General features: G+C 60.6%; 11 protein-coding genes and 1 tRNA gene. 8 read left to right on the forward strand and 4 right to left on the reverse strand.

All coding sequences use genetic code 11. The features are described 5' to 3' along the window. Positions 1–276 precede the first annotated feature (276 nt). Positions 277–1,044: an amidase family protein gene (locus BEN47_RS22630; protein WP_317039494.1), complete on the forward strand. Its 768-nt coding sequence runs from the start codon at positions 277–279 to the stop codon at positions 1,042–1,044. After that, the gene (locus BEN47_RS22635) at positions 954–1,919 is read left to right on the forward strand and encodes an amidase family protein (RefSeq protein WP_317039495.1); all 966 of its coding nucleotides are present in this window, start codon (positions 954–956) and stop codon (positions 1,917–1,919) included. The genes BEN47_RS22630 and BEN47_RS22635 overlap by 91 nt, the downstream gene beginning before the upstream one ends. Before the next feature lie 83 nt (positions 1,920–2,002). On the opposite strand, the gene BEN47_RS09230 is transcribed toward BEN47_RS22635, so the two are convergent. Continuing rightward, the gene (locus BEN47_RS09230; RefSeq protein ID WP_070727535.1) at positions 2,003–3,421 is read right to left on the reverse strand and encodes an FAD-binding oxidoreductase; all 1,419 of its coding nucleotides are present in this window, start codon (positions 3,419–3,421) and stop codon (positions 2,003–2,005) included. A gap of 90 nt (positions 3,422–3,511) precedes the next feature. Here BEN47_RS09230 and BEN47_RS09235 point away from each other — a divergent pair, with 90 nt between their 5' ends. From BEN47_RS09235 to BEN47_RS09255, 5 genes are all read left to right on the forward strand, one after another. Next, complete coding sequence (locus BEN47_RS09235; protein WP_070727538.1) at positions 3,512–4,099, forward strand: C40 family peptidase; 588 nt, start codon at positions 3,512–3,514, stop codon at positions 4,097–4,099. Positions 4,100–4,243: 144 nt separating this feature from the next. Further along, positions 4,244–7,510 carry a TonB-dependent receptor gene (locus BEN47_RS09240; protein WP_070727542.1) on the forward strand — a complete coding sequence of 1,089 codons (3,267 nt, stop codon included), beginning with the start codon at positions 4,244–4,246 and terminating at the stop codon, positions 7,508–7,510. Between the two features lie 33 nt (positions 7,511–7,543). Further along, positions 7,544–8,389, forward strand: coding sequence for a DUF4397 domain-containing protein (locus tag BEN47_RS09245; RefSeq protein ID WP_070727545.1), 846 nt, complete (start codon positions 7,544–7,546; stop codon positions 8,387–8,389). Positions 8,390–8,798: 409 nt separating this feature from the next. Beyond that, positions 8,799–12,308, forward strand: a complete 3,510-nt coding sequence (locus BEN47_RS09250; RefSeq protein WP_070727546.1) for a TonB-dependent receptor — start codon at positions 8,799–8,801, stop codon at positions 12,306–12,308. A 184-nt stretch (positions 12,309–12,492) separates the two neighbouring features. After that, a tRNA-Ala gene (locus BEN47_RS09255) sits at positions 12,493–12,566 on the forward strand. 93 nt (positions 12,567–12,659) lie between these two features. On the opposite strand, the gene cysK is transcribed toward BEN47_RS09255, so the two are convergent. From cysK to BEN47_RS22025, 3 genes are all read right to left on the reverse strand, one after another. After that, entirely contained in the window at positions 12,660–13,583 is a 924-nt protein-coding gene (gene cysK / locus BEN47_RS09260) for a cysteine synthase A (RefSeq protein ID WP_070727550.1), read from the reverse strand. Between the two features lie 93 nt (positions 13,584–13,676). Continuing rightward, the gene (locus BEN47_RS09265) at positions 13,677–14,375 is read right to left on the reverse strand and encodes a serine O-acetyltransferase (RefSeq protein ID WP_239691554.1); all 699 of its coding nucleotides are present in this window, start codon (positions 14,373–14,375) and stop codon (positions 13,677–13,679) included. Beyond that, on the reverse strand, positions 14,354–14,509 hold the full coding sequence (locus tag BEN47_RS22025) for a hypothetical protein (protein WP_239691548.1): 156 nt from the start codon (positions 14,507–14,509) through the stop codon (positions 14,354–14,356). Before BEN47_RS22025 ends, BEN47_RS09265 begins: the two co-directional genes overlap by 22 nt. Before the next feature lie 184 nt (positions 14,510–14,693). On the opposite strand from BEN47_RS22025, the gene BEN47_RS09270 reads away from it, so the two are divergent. Then, positions 14,694–15,035 carry a cupin domain-containing protein gene (locus BEN47_RS09270; protein ID WP_070727555.1) on the forward strand — a complete coding sequence of 114 codons (342 nt, stop codon included), beginning with the start codon at positions 14,694–14,696 and terminating at the stop codon, positions 15,033–15,035. Positions 15,036–15,151: the final 116 nt, after the last annotated feature.

A 15,151-nucleotide genomic window follows, 5' to 3' on the forward strand; every position in this document is an offset into this window, starting at 1 on the left:
GCCCGGTAAGAGCGGTGAAAGGCGTTGCCAGTGCGCGTCAGTGAGTAATGTGCGGTCTTTTTGCATCTTCAAAGCTACTTTAATTGTTCACGCGTCCTAAAAGGACATCACCTATACAGAAAGGCCACTGCAAAAGCAGTGGCCTTTTTGATTTTGTTCTTAACTGGTGCCCCCTCTTTTTTGGAGAGGGGTCGGGGGGTGAGGGTATGCATCAGTCCACTGGTAGTATCATTGCTCACTGGCTCCCAGCCCCCTCCCCTATTCCACATATTTCTGATGGACCGTCGTCTTTTTCTGAATCGCGGCACCTTGGCCGCCCTCACCACCGCGCTACTGCCCATGGCAGCCTGCCAACCCACCACTGAGAATACTAAGGGTGAAGCGGCTGCGCCGCCCACCACAGCCGGCTCGGACGATGGCTCGGCCTTTGCCCTGCACGAGGCCACGGTGACGGAACTACAGGACCGCATGGCCAAGGGCACCGAAACCGCCCGCAGCCTGAGCGAAAAATACCTGGCCCGCATCAAGGAAGTGAACGAACAGGGGCCAATGCTCCGGGCCGTCATCGAGACCAACCCCGATGCGCTGAAGATTGCCGACGAGCTGGACAAGGAGCGCAAAGCGGGCAAGGTGCGCGGCCCAATGCACGGTATTCCGGTGCTGATTAAAGACAATATTGACAGCGGCGACCAGATGATGACCACGGCCGGCGCCCTGGCCCTGTCCGGGCACAAGGCCAAGCAGGATGCTTTCATTGTGCAGAAGCTGCGGGCTGCCGGGGCCGTGCTCCTGGGCAAAACCAACCTGAGCGAGTGGGCCAACTTCCGGTCCACGCGCTCGGTGAGCGGCTGGAGCAGCCGTGGCCGCCAGAGCCGCAACCCGTATGCGCTGGACCGCAACACCAGCGGCTCCAGCTCCGGCTCGGGCGCGGCGCCTCGGCCAACCTGTGCGCCGTGGCCATTGGCACCGAAACGGACGGGTCGGTGGTGTCGCCCGCGTCCTGCAACGGGCTGGTGGGCCTCAAGCCCACGGTGGGCCTGTTGAGCCGCAGCGGCATTATCCCCATTTCCAGCACCCAGGACACGGCCGGCCCCATGACCCGCACCGTGCGCGACGCAGCCATTTTGCTCGGCGCGCTGCAGGGCCCCGACCCCGCCGACCCGGCCCAGCTCGTCAACTCCGCTCCTATTCCCGCCGACTACACCCCGTTTCTTAAAGCCGACGCGCTGAAAGGCCAGCGCCTGGGCGTGGAAAAGTCGCACCTCAATGGCCCGCCGGCCGTGGCGGCGCTGTTCAAAGCCGCCGTTGCCGTGCTCAAGGCCCAGGGCGCGACCATCGTAGAAGTAGAGCTGCTGAAACAGACCGACCCGCTGGGCGAGGCCGAGTTTGAGGTGCTGCTCTATGAGTTTAAGGACGGCGTGAACAAGTATCTGGCCAGTGCCGGGGCCACCGTGCGCAACCTGGCAGAAGTTATTGCTTTCAACAAAGCCCACGAAGCAGAGGCCATGCCTTACTTCCAGCAGGAAATTCTGGTCGATGCCGAAAAAACCGATGGCCTGGACAGCGCCAAGTACAAGGCCGCGGTGCAGAAAACGGTAGCCGGCGCCCGCAAGGCCCTGAACAGCGTGCTGCGCGACAACCAGCTCACGGCCATTGTGGGCGTGACCACTGGCCCGGCCTGGTGCATCGACTGGGTCAATGGCGACTACTCTACCGGCATCGGGTTTTCGTCGCCGGCTGCCATGGCGGGCTACCCGCACCTCACCGTGCCCATGGGGCAGGTGCTGGGGCTGCCGGTAGGCCTGTCGTTTGTGGGCCCGGCGTATGAAGAGGGTCGGCTGCTGGCCCTGGGCTACGCGTACGAGCAAGCCAGCCGTAAGCGCATGGCGCCGAAGTTTTTGCCCACGGTGGCGGGATAAGGCCCTTGACCTAACAAAAAAACGCCTGTCATCCTTCGCTGCGCGGACGCCAGATAAGGATGACAGGCGTTTTCAAACGCACCTCAGAATATCTTGCCCGGGTTCAAAATCCCGTGCGGGTCAAACACGTTTTTGATGCCGCGCATCAGATTCAGGTTGGTTTCGGCCAGGGCGATGCCGATGTAACCTTTTTGTACCAGGCCAATGCCGTGCTCGCCGGAAATGGTGCCGCCCAGCTTCACGCACAGGCGGAAAATCTCGCTGATGGGCTCGCGCAGCCCCACGTTCCACATCTCGTCGCTCAGGTTGCCGCGAATGATGTTGACGTGCAGGTTGCCGTCGCCCACGTGCCCGTAGCACACACTCTGGAAGCCGTAGCGGGCGCCTATCTCCTTCACCCCGGCCAGCAGGGTGCCCAACTCGGCGCGGGGCACCACGGTGTCCTCCTCCTTATACACGGCGCTTTTCACGGCGTTGCCGATGTTGCGGCGAATGCGCCAGAGCTCGTCCTTCTGGGCGGCGGTGTCGGCCAGCAAAATCTCGCCCACGTTGTAATTATCCAGCACGGCGTACACCTGCTCGGCTTCCTTATAAAGCTGGTCCAGGTCCTGGCCGTCGAGCTCGATGAGCAGGTGGGCGCGCACGTCTTCGGGCACCGTGAGCGGGATGCCCAGGTAGCGCGCCGACCATTCCATGGCAATGCGCTCCATAAACTCCATGCCCGAAGGGATAATGCCCGCCCGAAACACCGCCGACACGGCCTCGGCGGCCTGGGCTTCCTGCCGGAAGGGCACCAGCATCAGAATGGTATGCTGCGGGTAGGGCAGCAGCCGGAACACCACTTTGGTAATGATGCCGAGCGTGCCCTCGGAGCCCACCATGAGCTGCGTGAGGTTGTAGCCGGTGGAGTTTTTGAGGGTATTGGCGGCGGTCCAGATAATATCGCCGGTGGGCAGCACCACCTGCAGGTTCAGCACGTAGTCTTTGGTGGTGCCGTATTTCACGGCCTTGGGGCCGCCGCTGCTGTGGGCCAGGTTGCCGCCCAGAAAGCAGCTGCCCTTGCTGGCCGGGTCGGGCGGGTAAAACAGGCCCACTTCTTTCACGGCGTTCTGGAACGCCTCGTTCACCACGCCCGGCTCCACGGTGGCTTGCAGGTTGCGCTCGTCAATCTGAATGATTTTATTGAGCCGCTCGGTGCTCAGTACCACGCCGTGGTGCACGGGCAAGGCGCCGCCGCTCAGGCCCGTGCCCGCGCCGCGGGGCGTGACCGGAACGCGGTGCTCGTGGCACAGGCGCATAATCTGGCTGATTTCGTCGGCGTTGGCGGGGCGCAGCACCACGTCGGGGGCGTAGTGCAGGTCCTCGGTGTGGTCGCGGCCGTAGTCGGCGTACACTTCGGCGGTAGCAGCGGCCTCGGCGCGCTGAGCAGTGAGCACGTGGGCAGGGCCCACTATTGCCTCAAACGCGACAATTAATTCGGAGGTCAGGGCGTTGAACGGCATCGGCGGATAAACTTAGGCAGGCCGCGTAAACTATATTTGCAGCCAATGGGGAGGGTGACAACGAAGATACTACCGCTACTGCTGCTGGCTTTGCTCTGGCTAGCCGGCTGCCAGCAGAAGCTCAATTACCGCGACGGCAAGTACCGCACGGCCCGCGAAATGGTGCGCCTGAAAAAAGGGGGGCGCTACGCCGCCCGGCCCGTGGGCAAAACCAAAACCGTGGGCAAAACACCCAGCGGCGGCAAGGCCAAAACCGTGACCCGGCGCCCGCTCCGCGACGGCAGCGCTACCGGGGCGCTAGCCTCGGTGATAGAAACGGCCCGGTCCTACCAGGGCACGCCCTACCGCTACGGCGGCACCACCCGCCTGGGCCTCGACTGCTCGGGGCTGCTGCAGCTCTCGTTTGGCGAGGCTGGCATCAGCATTCCGCGCTCCTCCAACGAGCAAGCCGTGTGGGGCTCGCCGGTGCGAACCTCGGAATTGAGACCCGGGGACTTGGTGTTTTTTGGGGCTTCGCCGGGCAGCCGTACCATCACGCACGTGGGACTGGTAACGGTGGTCGACGACGAAGGGGTGGACTTTATTCATGCCTCCACTTCCCTGGGAGTCATCGAAAACAGCTTGGAATCCGACTATTACCTGAGTCGATTTATTCGGGCTGTACGGCCTCAATTGTGAAATAAGCCTGCTACCTTTGCGGAGTAGACAGACCCGTGTCATCAACTAATTAATAGCAAGGTCACTGAAGGTGAAGTTGTTTCTTCAACTGTTTTTCTGACTTGCGTTTTCCCCAGCTCACCATTTCCACCAATTCCTGTTTGTATGAATAATTCACGTTTACGCCACTTGTTTTTGTTGGTGTTGATGCTCTTCACTGCTCACCTTGGCTGGGCTCAGGGTGTGACCACCGCCGCCATGAGCGGGGTCATTTCCGATAGCAAAGGCGAAGGCCTGCCCGGTGCCACGGTCATCGCCGTGCACACGCCCACCAACACGCAGTACGTAGCCCCCACCAACTCCGACGGCCGTTTCAACATCCAGAACATGCGCGTGGGTGGGCCCTACACGGTTCGCGTCACGTTTGTGGGCTACAAAGACCTTACGCGGGAAGGCATCAACCTGGCTCTGGGTCAGAACTTCCGCTTCGACCAGAAATTGAGCGACACCTCTACCGAGCTCTCGGAAGTAACCGTGACCCAGCGTCGCGACGCTACCATGAGCGCCGACCGCACGGGCGCTGCTACCACCGTGCGGCGCGAGCAAATTGAGCGCCTGCCCACCATTTCGCGTAGCTTCCAGGACTTCACGCGTTTGACGCCCCAGGCCAACGGCAACTCGATTTCGGGCCGTAACGGTCGTTTCAACAACATCCAGATTGACGGTGCTTCCAACAACGACTTGTTCGGCCTTGGCAACTCCGGCACGCCCGGTGGCCAGGCCGGTACCCAGCCCATTTCCCTGGATGCTATTCAGGAATTCCAGGTAGTTATTGCTCCTTATGATGTGCGCCAGGGCCGTTTCAGCGGCGGCGGCATCAACGCCGTGACGCGGTCCGGCACCAACGAATTCTCGGGTTCGGCTTTCGTTTTCGGCCGCAACGAAAACACGGCAGGCAAAAGCCCCACGCCCGACCCCCTGACCGGCCAGCGCACCAAGCTGGCTGAGTTCTCAGACTACCAGACCGGCTTCCGCCTCGGCGGTCCAGTTATTAAAGACAAGCTGTTCTTCTTCGTGAACGGCGAAATCACCCGCCGCAGTGCGCCGCTGTTGTTCCGCGTTGCCAACCAGGTAAATGGCGTTAACGAAGTTGGCTCCGGCATTGTGAGCTTCGTTAATACGGACCAATTGCAGCAAATTTCGGGCGTGCTGCGCGAGCGGTACGGCTACGATGCCGGCAGCATCGGCGAAATCAACAACGAAACCCGCTCCAACAAGGCGTTTGCTCGCCTGGACTGGAACATCAACCAGAACAACCAGCTCACGTTGCGCCACAACTTCGTGGACGCCTCGGACGACAACCTCTCGCGCTCCCAGAACAACTTCCGCTTTGGCAACAACGGCTACCGGTTTGTGAGCAAGACCAACTCGACGGTTGTGGAATTGAAGAGCCGCTTTGGCAGCCGCTTCGCCAACAACCTATTGCTGGGCTACTCCACTATTCGCGACCAGCGCTCCGTCAATGGCAGCTTATTCCCTTCTGTTACCATCAACTTCGGTGCAAACACCGTGGTGGCTGGCTCGGAGCGCAGCTCGACCCGGAACCGCCTCGACCAGGACATCCTCGAAATCACGGACAACTTCAACGTATTCGCCGGCAAGCACGTGCTGACTTTCGGTACCAACAACGAGATTTTCCGTTTCGACAACCTGTTTGTGAACGACGGTGGCGGTCGCTACGACTTCCCGGACCTGGCCAGCTTCCTCGCCGGCCGCAGCAATGCCAGCAACTACCGCTACCGCCAAAACTATAGCTTGCCCGGCGGCAAGCCCACTGCCAAATTCGGCGCCGCCCAGTTTGGCGTGTATGCCCAGGACGAATACAACGTTACCGAAAAGCTGCGCCTGACGGCCGGCCTTCGCCTCGACCTGCCCGCTTACTTCAACAATCCTTCCTACAACCCCCGCGTGGACTCGACTTTTGCCAAAGCGGTGGAAACCGGCCCGGCTCAGGGTGCGGCCTACGACGTTCGGACCGACCGGCTGCCGAAGTCGCGGTTGCAGGTGTCGCCCCGTCTGGGCTTCAACTGGGACGTGCGCGGCGACCAGTCGTTCCAGACCCGTGGTGGCGTAGGCATCTTCACCGGCCGCCCCGCCTATGTTTGGATTTCGAACCAGTACGGCGGTACCGGTGTAGACTTTGCCAACTTCGACCGTACCGGGGCTTTGGCCCCGCGCCTGGCCACGGTGGTGCCCGACTCCGTGTCGCGCCTGCCCGCCCGCGCCTCGAAAGGCAGCATTGCGGTAACGGATAAGGAGTTCCGCAACCCGCAGCTGCTCCGGACCAACCTGGCCGTGGACTACCGCTTGCCTTTTGGCCTGGTGGCCACCCTGGAAGGCATCTATTCGAAGACCCTGAACGACGTGTTGCCCCAGGACATCAACCTGGCCAACCCCACCAGCACGCTGCTGGGCGATGGCCGCCCGGTATACACCGCTGGTACCAACCCTGCCACCGGCGGCCCGAACCGCTACCGCAACAGCCGCGACTTCAACAACGTGATTTTGCTGACCAACACCAGCAAAGGCTACCAGTACAGCCTCACGGCAGAACTGAAAAAGCAGTTCGAAAACGGTTTCTTCGCCACGTCGGCTTACACCTATGGCCAGTCGCGTGACCTGTACTCCGGCACCAGTTCGGTAGCCGTTTCGACCTGGGAATTCAACCCCCACGTATCCGGCCCGAACAACCTGCCGCTCTCGTACTCCAACTTCGACCTGCGTCACCGCGTGATTGGCTCGTTCTCCTACCGCAAGGAATACGCCGGCCACTTCGCCACCACCCTGTCGGCCTTCTACAACGGGCAGTCGGGCACGCCTTTCTCCTACACCTACTTCGGCACCGACATCAACAACGACGGTGGCAACCCATCGGGCAGCTCGAACGACCTGATTTACATTCCGCGTAGCCAAAACGAAATCGTGCTGGTAACCGACGGAGTAAACGACCGTCGGACCACTGCCCAGATTTGGAATGAGCTGAACTCTTTCATCGAGAACGACAAATTCCTGAAGGAAAACCGCGGCGAGTACGCCGCCCGCAACGGTGCCCGCACCCCTTGGCAGCACCGCATCGACGTGCGCCTGATGCAGGACATTTTCTTTACAGTGGGCAGCAAAACCCACACCCTGCAGCTGACGGCTGACGTGACCAACTTCGGCAACCTGTTGAACAAAGAATGGGGCCGTGACTACTTCGTAGCGAACCAGAACTTTGGCTTGCTGCGTTACCAGGGTCTGGAAAACGGCACCACTGGCCGCCCCACGTTTAGCTACGGCAACGGCACTACGCCCACCGCCACAAAGGCGTACCAGGTTAGCCAGTTGTCTTCGCGCTGGCAGGCCCAGTTTGGCGCCCGTTACTTGTTTTAATCAGTTAGAAGGTTTAGCTAAACGCATCTCCATATGAAATTTTCCTTTGCTTCGCTCCTCACCAAACTAACGCTGGCTACTTCGGTAGCTGGCGCCTTAGTTGGCTGCGACGAGCCTAATTACCCTACCCCCACTCCGGTAACGGAGTCCAGCGTGGGCCAGGCGCGTGTGTTGGTGGTAAATGCTGCACCGGGCTCGCAGGGCGTTACGACTACGGTCGACGGCAGCCCGTTCGGGGCTGTTGCGCCCTACCTGGGCACTGCTGCTGGTACGTACACGGGCGTGAGTGCCGGCCAGCGCTTGTTCTTGTTCAACGACCCGGCCAACGTTCCCTCCAACGCCACTACCTCGCCTGCAACGCCCCGCACGTTGGCAGCACGCTCCCTTTACCTGGGCGGCACCAACTACACCGTATTCGTGACCGACGTGCCTACTCGGCCATTTACCACGCCGGTTACAAGCACTTCGGACCAGGGCGGCATTCGCACGCTTACGCTCACGGACAACCTGGCGGCACCCGCAGTGGCCACCAACGCCAAGATTCGTTTCGTGAACCTGGCACCAACGGCTACGGGCGGCAGCACAACCTACGGAATTTTTAATTCTCTGACGCAGGCGCCGCTGTTTTCTGCTGCCCCCACGCGTGCTTTCCGGGGCCTTTCTACCGGCACGGGCACTACTGCAGTCACCTTTGCCAACTTCACAGAGGTTGCAGCGGGCACCTACAAGCTGGACGTTCGCAGCGTAGCCGCCACGCCACTGGTGGGCACCCAGCAGGACATCACGCTGGTCGCGGGCAAAATCTATACCCTGTACGTTCGGGGCATCGCCGGCAGCAGCACCACTCCGCTTGGCATCTCAATAGTTGCCAACAACTAAGTAACGTGGAATTTTATCTGAAAAACGGCTGGGTTTCTCCCAGCCGTTTTTTTTATGCCTGCCTGCGAATTCACCCAGGCACTCAAGCTATTCCGGAAGTTGGTCTAACCGTAAAAGAACGTCCTGCTGCGCTTGCTCGACGGGGAGAGATGCTTCGACTGGCGCAGCAGCACGCTCGGTTAACGGCCAAATAGCTTTATATATCCTGTGGAAAAGTCACCACGCCGGCTGAAATAAATTCAGGTGCCTGATGCCCTATGGGTATTCATGCACCCGTTTGTTCCTTACCGAAACGCCGAAAGCAGGCGTTGCCCCCAGCAGTAACATTGCGGTAACATTGGTGCACTCACCTTGCTGTTACCTTTGTGCCGAGTTTGCTCATGCTCATTCGTTTCACAAATCTTTTTGTATGAATAATATACGTTTACGCCATTTGTTCCTGCTGGTGTTGATGCTCTTCACTGCCCGGTTAGGCTGGAGCCAAGGCGCCACCACGGCGTCTATGAGTGGGGTCATTTCCGATAGCAAAGGCGAAGGCCTGCCCGGTGCCACGGTCATCGCCGTGCACACGCCCACCAACACGCAGTACGTAGCCCCCACCAACTCCGACGGCCGTTTCAACATCCAGAACATGCGCGTGGGCGGCCCTTACACGGTTCGCATCACCTTCGTGGGCTACAAAGACCTTACGCGGGAAGGCCTCAACCTGTCGCTGGGCCAGAACCTGCGCTTCGACCAGAAATTGAGCGACACCAGCACAGAGCTGGCCGAAGTGGTGGTAGGTGGCCGCCGCGACCCCATTATGAGCGCCGACCACACCGGCGCCAGCACCACGGTGCAGCGCGAAACCATCGAGCGCCTGCCCACCCTGAACCGCTCGTTGAACGATTTCACGCGTCTCACGCCCCAAGCCAACGGCCAAAGCTTCGGCGGCCGCAGCGGCGCTTTCAACAACATCACCATCGACGGAGCCATTTTTAACAACGCTTTCGGCTTGTCGCCGACGGTGGGCGGCCAGGCCGGTGCGCAGCCCATTTCGCTGGACGCCATCGACCAGATTCAGGTGAGCATCGCTCCCTTCGACGTGCGTCAGGGCTCGTTCACCGGCGCGGGCATCAACGTGGTGACCCGTTCGGGCACCAACAAGGTGCAAGGCTCGCTCTACTACTTTGGCCGCAACCAGGACCTGGTGGGCAACAAAGTGGGTGATATCAAATCCGAATACCCCAAGTTTGACTTGAACAACTTCGGCTTCCGCGTGGGCGGCCCGCTTATCAAAGACAAGCTGTTCCTGTTCGTGAACGCCGAGCGCGAGCGCCGCAACGACCCCCCTCGCGGCAACTTCACTGCCAACCGCAACGAAGGCGTGAACCCGCCCGCAGGCGGTACCGTGTCGAACGCTTCCGCCCGCGACCTCACCATTCTCAGCGACTTCCTGCAGCGGGAGTACGGCTACAACCCCGGTCCGTACGAAAAATACAGCCTGCGCTCGAATAGCGAAAAAGCCACGGTGAAGCTCGACTGGAACATCAACAACAACCACCGCTTCAACATCAAGTACAACTACCTGAAGTCCCTGAGCGACATCAACCCAAGCACGTCGGGCGCTATCAACAACCAGCGGGCCCAGACGCAGTTCGGCTTGCCCTTCCTGTCGTCGTACTATACCATCAATAACAACCTGAACTCCTTCATTGCGGAATTGAACAGCACTCTAGGCGGTGGCAAGTTCTCGAACAACATGACGGCAGGCTTCACGGCGTTCCGCGACTTCCGCGAGAGCAGCGGGGGCATTTTTCCGCTGGTTGACATTGGAACCAGCGTGGGCCGCAGCACGGGCCCTGCTTTGAACAGCATCAACGCCAACAACTCATTTACTTCGTTCGGATTTGAGCCGTTTTCGGCCTTCAACGTGCTGAACTCGGACGTGTACCAGTTCGGCGACAACTTCACGGCTTACCTCGGCAAGCACAACGTGACGGTGGGCACCTACAACGAGTACTACGAGTTCCGCAACGGTTTCTCGCCCAACTACTACGGCAACTACTCCTACAACTCGCTCGAAGACTTTTACGCCTCGGCCGGTTTCGACTACAACCGCACGGCGGGCACCTTCGCGCCGCTCACCGGCACCCGTCCGGGCCCGCAGCGCTACAACCTGTCGTACTCGGCACTGCCCGGCGGCGCCTTCCCTTTCGCCGACATCAAGGCCATCCAGTTCGGTCTGTACGGTCAGGACGAGTGGTCGCCGCGCAACAACCTGCGCATTATCGTTGGCCTGCGCGCCGACTTGCCCTACCTGACTTCGGACCTGCAGCAAAACACCAACGCAGCCAATCTCACTTTCCGCGACGGTGTTAAAATCAACACCGGCCAGACGCCCGCCAGGAACGTGCTGTTCTCGCCCCGCGTGGGCTTCAACTGGGACGTGAACGACGACCGCAAAACGCAGCTGCGTGGCGGCACGGGCATTTTCACGGGCCGCGTACCATTCGTGTGGCTCTCGAACCAGGCCAGCAATAACGGCGTGCAGTTTGGCTCGTTCAGCACCGCTGGCGCAGTGCCCAATGGCACCAATCCCGGCGCTTCCATTTACCCTTTCAATCCTAGCGTAGATGCCTACCGCCCGCAAAATGCGGTGGCCAACACTCGCTACAACCTGGCCGTAACGGACAAGGACTTCAAATTTCCTCAGGTATGGCGCACCAACCTCGCCGTTGACCAGGAATTGCCCGGCGGCGTCATCGGTACGCTCGAGGCGTTCTACACCAAGGACGTCAACGCCGTTTACCACCAGAACGTGAACCTGCCCGGCAGCGAAGCCACCCCGTTTGCTCGCTCCGCTGGCGCCGACACCCGCCCCATCTTCTACACGTTTGGCGCTCCGCTAACGGGTGCCAACGCCGGCTTGGTGGGTACGACCCGCAACTTCCAGATTTACGGCCCGGTACCCACGGCCCAGGGCGGCAACACTGCCGCGCTGCCTAACATCAGCGACGCCATTGTGATGAAGAACGTCAACAAAGGCTATTCGTACGCGGCCACGGCACAATTGCAGAAGTCCTTCAGCAAGGGGTTATTCGCCAGCGCGGCCTACACTTATTCTGATTCGCGCTCGGTGAACGACGGCGGCTCGATTGCTCAGTCCATCTGGCGCGACCGCGCGGTTTCGAGCGACCCGAATTCCAATACGTTGAGCTACTCCAACTTCCTGCAGCAGCACCGCGTCATTCTTTCGGGCTCTTACCGCCGCGAGTACCTGAACCGCCTGGGCACCACCATCTCGTTCTTCTACGAGGCGGCTCCCGCTGGCCGTTTCTCCTATGTGTATGCGGGCGACATGAACGGCGACAACCAGATTTCGAACGACCTGATGTACGTGCCCCGTAACCAGAGCGAAATCAACCTGCGCGACATTAACTTCAGCACTACCTCCGGTGGCACTACCACCACTTTCTCAACCTACACCGCGGCACAGCAGTGGGAAGACCTCAACAACTACATCAGCCAGGACGATTACCTCAAGACGCGCCGGGGCGAGTACGCCGAGCGCAACGGGGGTGCCCGTCCGTGGCAGAACACCCTGGACGTGCGCTTGCTGCAGGACATCTTCACCGACCTGGGCGCAAGTAACCGCGGCACGGTGCAGCTGAGCGTTGACCTCTTCAACGTGGGCAACTTGATTAACAGCAACTGGGGCACTTTCCAGACGACCAACCGCAACAACCCGCTCACCTTTGCTGGCTACAACGCCCAGAGCCAGCCGGTATTCCAGTTCCCTTACCTCGTGAACCCGACCCGGAACGCGGACGCCACGGTTAACGCCGGCCAGAAGCTCACCAAGACCTTCCGCGACGACACCGGCGGACTCAGCTCGCGCTGGCAGGGCCAGGTGGGCCTGCGCCTCATCTTCAACTAAGCTCCCCCGCTTAGCGCAACGCCAAAGAGGGCCGGAATTAATTCCGGCCCTCTTTTTTGTGGCTGATTATTTGGCGCTTGCGCCTTTCTGCCAAAATAAAGTATGTGTTACCCTTGCCAAACCGCAAACTGGCCGTACTTTTGTCGAACCAAAGCGCAATAGGCGCGGCGGGAAACACAAACTCGGGGGATTAGCTCAGTTGGCTAGAGCGCTTGCATGGCATGCAAGAGGTCATCGGTTCGACTCCGATATTCTCCACTGACGATGTGAAACAAAAAGCCCGACCAGTTTCCTGGTCGGGCTTTTTGTTTGGTCGTGCGCCCGGCCGTTACACAGCCTCGTGCGTCACAGTTACACGAACAGGCCTTCTACCGACAGGTACCGCTCGCCGGTGTCGTAGCAGAAGGTAAGAATGCGGCTGCCTTGGGGCACATCGACCAGCTTCTTGGCAATGGCCGCGAGCGACGCGCCCGAGGACACGCCGATGAATATGCCTTCTTCGCGGGCGGCCCGGCGGGTCATGTCGTAGGCCTCCTGCTGCGATACCTGGATGGTGCCATCGAGCACGCTGACGTGTAGGTTCTCGGGAATAAAGCCGGCCCCTATGCCCTGGATGGGGTGCGGCCCCGGCGCACCGCCGCTGATGACGGGCGAAGCTTCGGGCTCCACGGCGAAGGTTTTCATGTTTGGAAACAGGGGCTTAAGCACTTCCGTCACGGCCGTAATGTGGCCGCCGGTGCCCACGCCCGTGATGTGAAAGTCAAATCCCTCGGGCGCGTCGCGCAGAATTTCCTGAGCCGTGGTCTCGGCGTGCACCTTGATGTTGGCGGGGTTGGAGAACTGCATGGGCATCCAGGCACCGGGCGTGGAGGCCACAATTTCCTGGGCTTTTTCAATGGCACCCTTCATGCCTTTTTCGCGGGGCGTGAGCTCGAGGTTGGCGCCGTAGGCTACCATGAGGCGGCGGCGCTCAATGCTCATGCTCTCGGGCATGACCAGCGTGAGCTTGTAGCCTTTCACGGCGGCTACCAAGGCCAGGCCCACGCCGGTGTTGCCCGAAGTGGGCTCCACAATGAGGCTATCTTTATGCAGAATGCCATCTTCTTCGGCCTGGTTAATCATGGACAAAGCAATCCGGTCCTTGATGGACCCGCCGGGGTTGGCGCGTTCGAGCTTCACCCACACTTCTATGTCGGGCCGAACGGTGGCAAACAAGCGGTTGAGGCGCACCAGCGGCGTGTTGCCGATGGTGTCGAGAATGGTATTGGCTTTCATGAGGTGAAATGGTGAGGTGAGGTGATGGCGAAGCGTGAAGAGAAGCGTTTAGCGGTGCTGCTGCAACGCCCCACTCACTCCTCAAGCGCCTCGCTAAATGGAAAAAACCAGCTCCGCGGCCGGGTCCACGCTGCGCGATATCTGAATGTGGGCGCGGTGGTACACGCGGGAGTGCGAGGGTACGCTTTCGGTGAGCCAGACGTTGCCCCCGATGATGCTGTGGGCGCCTACCAGCGTGCTGCCCCCCAGAATGGTGGCACCGGCATAAATCACCACGTGGTCTTCGATGGTGGGGTGCCGCTTGGTGCCCTGCAGGCCTTTGGTCACGCTCAGGGCTCCCAGGGTGACGCCCTGGTAAATCTGCACGTTGGCCCCGATGATGGCGGTTTCGCCAATGACCAGGCCCGTGCCGTGGTCGATGCAGAAGGAATGGTCGATTTGCGCGCCGGGGTGAATGTCGATGCCGGTGCGCTGGTGGGCGTATTCGCTCAGCAGCCGCGGCAGCCGGGGCAGGCCGCGCTGGTGAAGGGCGTGAGCCAGCCGGTACAGCGCCGTGGCGTAGAAGCCGGGGTACGAGCCAATGATTTCGGCCAGGCCCTGGGCAGCGGGGTCGCTGGCCAGAATGGCACTGGCGTCGCGCAGCAGGGCCATCCGCAAGGCTGGCAGCTGGGCCGTAAACTCGTCGGCCAGCGCGGGGGCCGGCGAAGGCAGGGCCGGTACCAGGGCCAGCAGCGCGGCCAGCTCGGACCGGAAATGATGCAGCTCGGCCGCTACGGCGTCGGCCGTGGCCAGCGGCGCTCGGCGCGGTGCGGGAAGAGGAGCGCCAGCAGGTCGTCGGCCAGAGCGCAAAAGGCGGCGCCAGGCAGGGCATCGGGCACCGATGCGTGGGCGCGGGCCAGTTCAGCAGAAAATGAGTCGGGAAGCACGGCAACAGAAAAAAAGGGGGCGAAAGAACCGAGGGACTTAACCAAGTGGGCAAACGAAGGTTTCGGCCCAGATGGACAACTGTGAAGGCAAACGGCCCGTTTACCTCAAGCGCTGGTTCCGCGGCTTCACGGGCTCGGAGTCTGGCCGAAAAGATACTTCTTCATTCCTTTCCCAACCAATACCATGTCCGATACCACCATCACCAAAGTTGATTCCCGCTTCTCGCCCAAGGGCGCCGATGGCGAAAAATACCTCGCCTCCGGCAAGCACGTTGCCATGCGCATGTGGGAAAACGAGCAGCCCGGCGACCCCAAAGAACCTTCCACCAGTGCCTACGAAACCGTGGGCTATGTGCTCAGCGGCCGCGCCGAGCTGCACCTGGCGGGCCAGGTAGTGGTGTTGGAGCCGGGCAATTCCTGGGTAGTTCCCAAAGGCGCCGAGCATACCTATAAGATTCTGGAAAGCTTTTCGGCGGTGGAGGCTACTTCGCCCCCGGCCCAGGTGCACGGCCGCGACGAAGAGTAGTCGCCAACGGCTATCCGCAACTAAACGAACGTCATGCTGAGCGCAGCCGAAGCATCTCTACCGTGCAACTAATTAAATTTAGTATTGCAGTAGAGATGCTTCGGCTGCGCTCAGCA

This window comes from Hymenobacter lapidarius (assembly GCF_001816145.1).
In the GTDB taxonomy this organism is placed as follows: domain Bacteria; phylum Bacteroidota; class Bacteroidia; order Cytophagales; family Hymenobacteraceae; genus Hymenobacter; species Hymenobacter lapidarius.

What these genes read in the sequence shown, in the direction of transcription:
- BEN47_RS09250 (WP_070727546.1), top strand. Translation starts at nt 8,799, where the DNA reads ATGAATAATATACGTTTACGCCATTTGTTCCTGCTGGTGTTGATGCTC.
- BEN47_RS09230 (WP_070727535.1), bottom strand. Translation starts at nt 3,421, where the DNA reads ATGCCGTTCAACGCCCTGACCTCCGAATTAATTGTCGCGTTTGAGGCA.
- BEN47_RS09245 (WP_070727545.1), top strand. Translation starts at nt 7,544, where the DNA reads ATGAAATTTTCCTTTGCTTCGCTCCTCACCAAACTAACGCTGGCTACT.
- cysK (WP_070727550.1), bottom strand. Translation starts at nt 13,583, where the DNA reads ATGAAAGCCAATACCATTCTCGACACCATCGGCAACACGCCGCTGGTG.
- BEN47_RS22630 (WP_317039494.1), top strand. Translation starts at nt 277, where the DNA reads ATGGACCGTCGTCTTTTTCTGAATCGCGGCACCTTGGCCGCCCTCACC.
- BEN47_RS09270 (WP_070727555.1), top strand. Translation starts at nt 14,694, where the DNA reads ATGTCCGATACCACCATCACCAAAGTTGATTCCCGCTTCTCGCCCAAG.
- BEN47_RS09240 (WP_070727542.1), top strand. Translation starts at nt 4,244, where the DNA reads ATGAATAATTCACGTTTACGCCACTTGTTTTTGTTGGTGTTGATGCTC.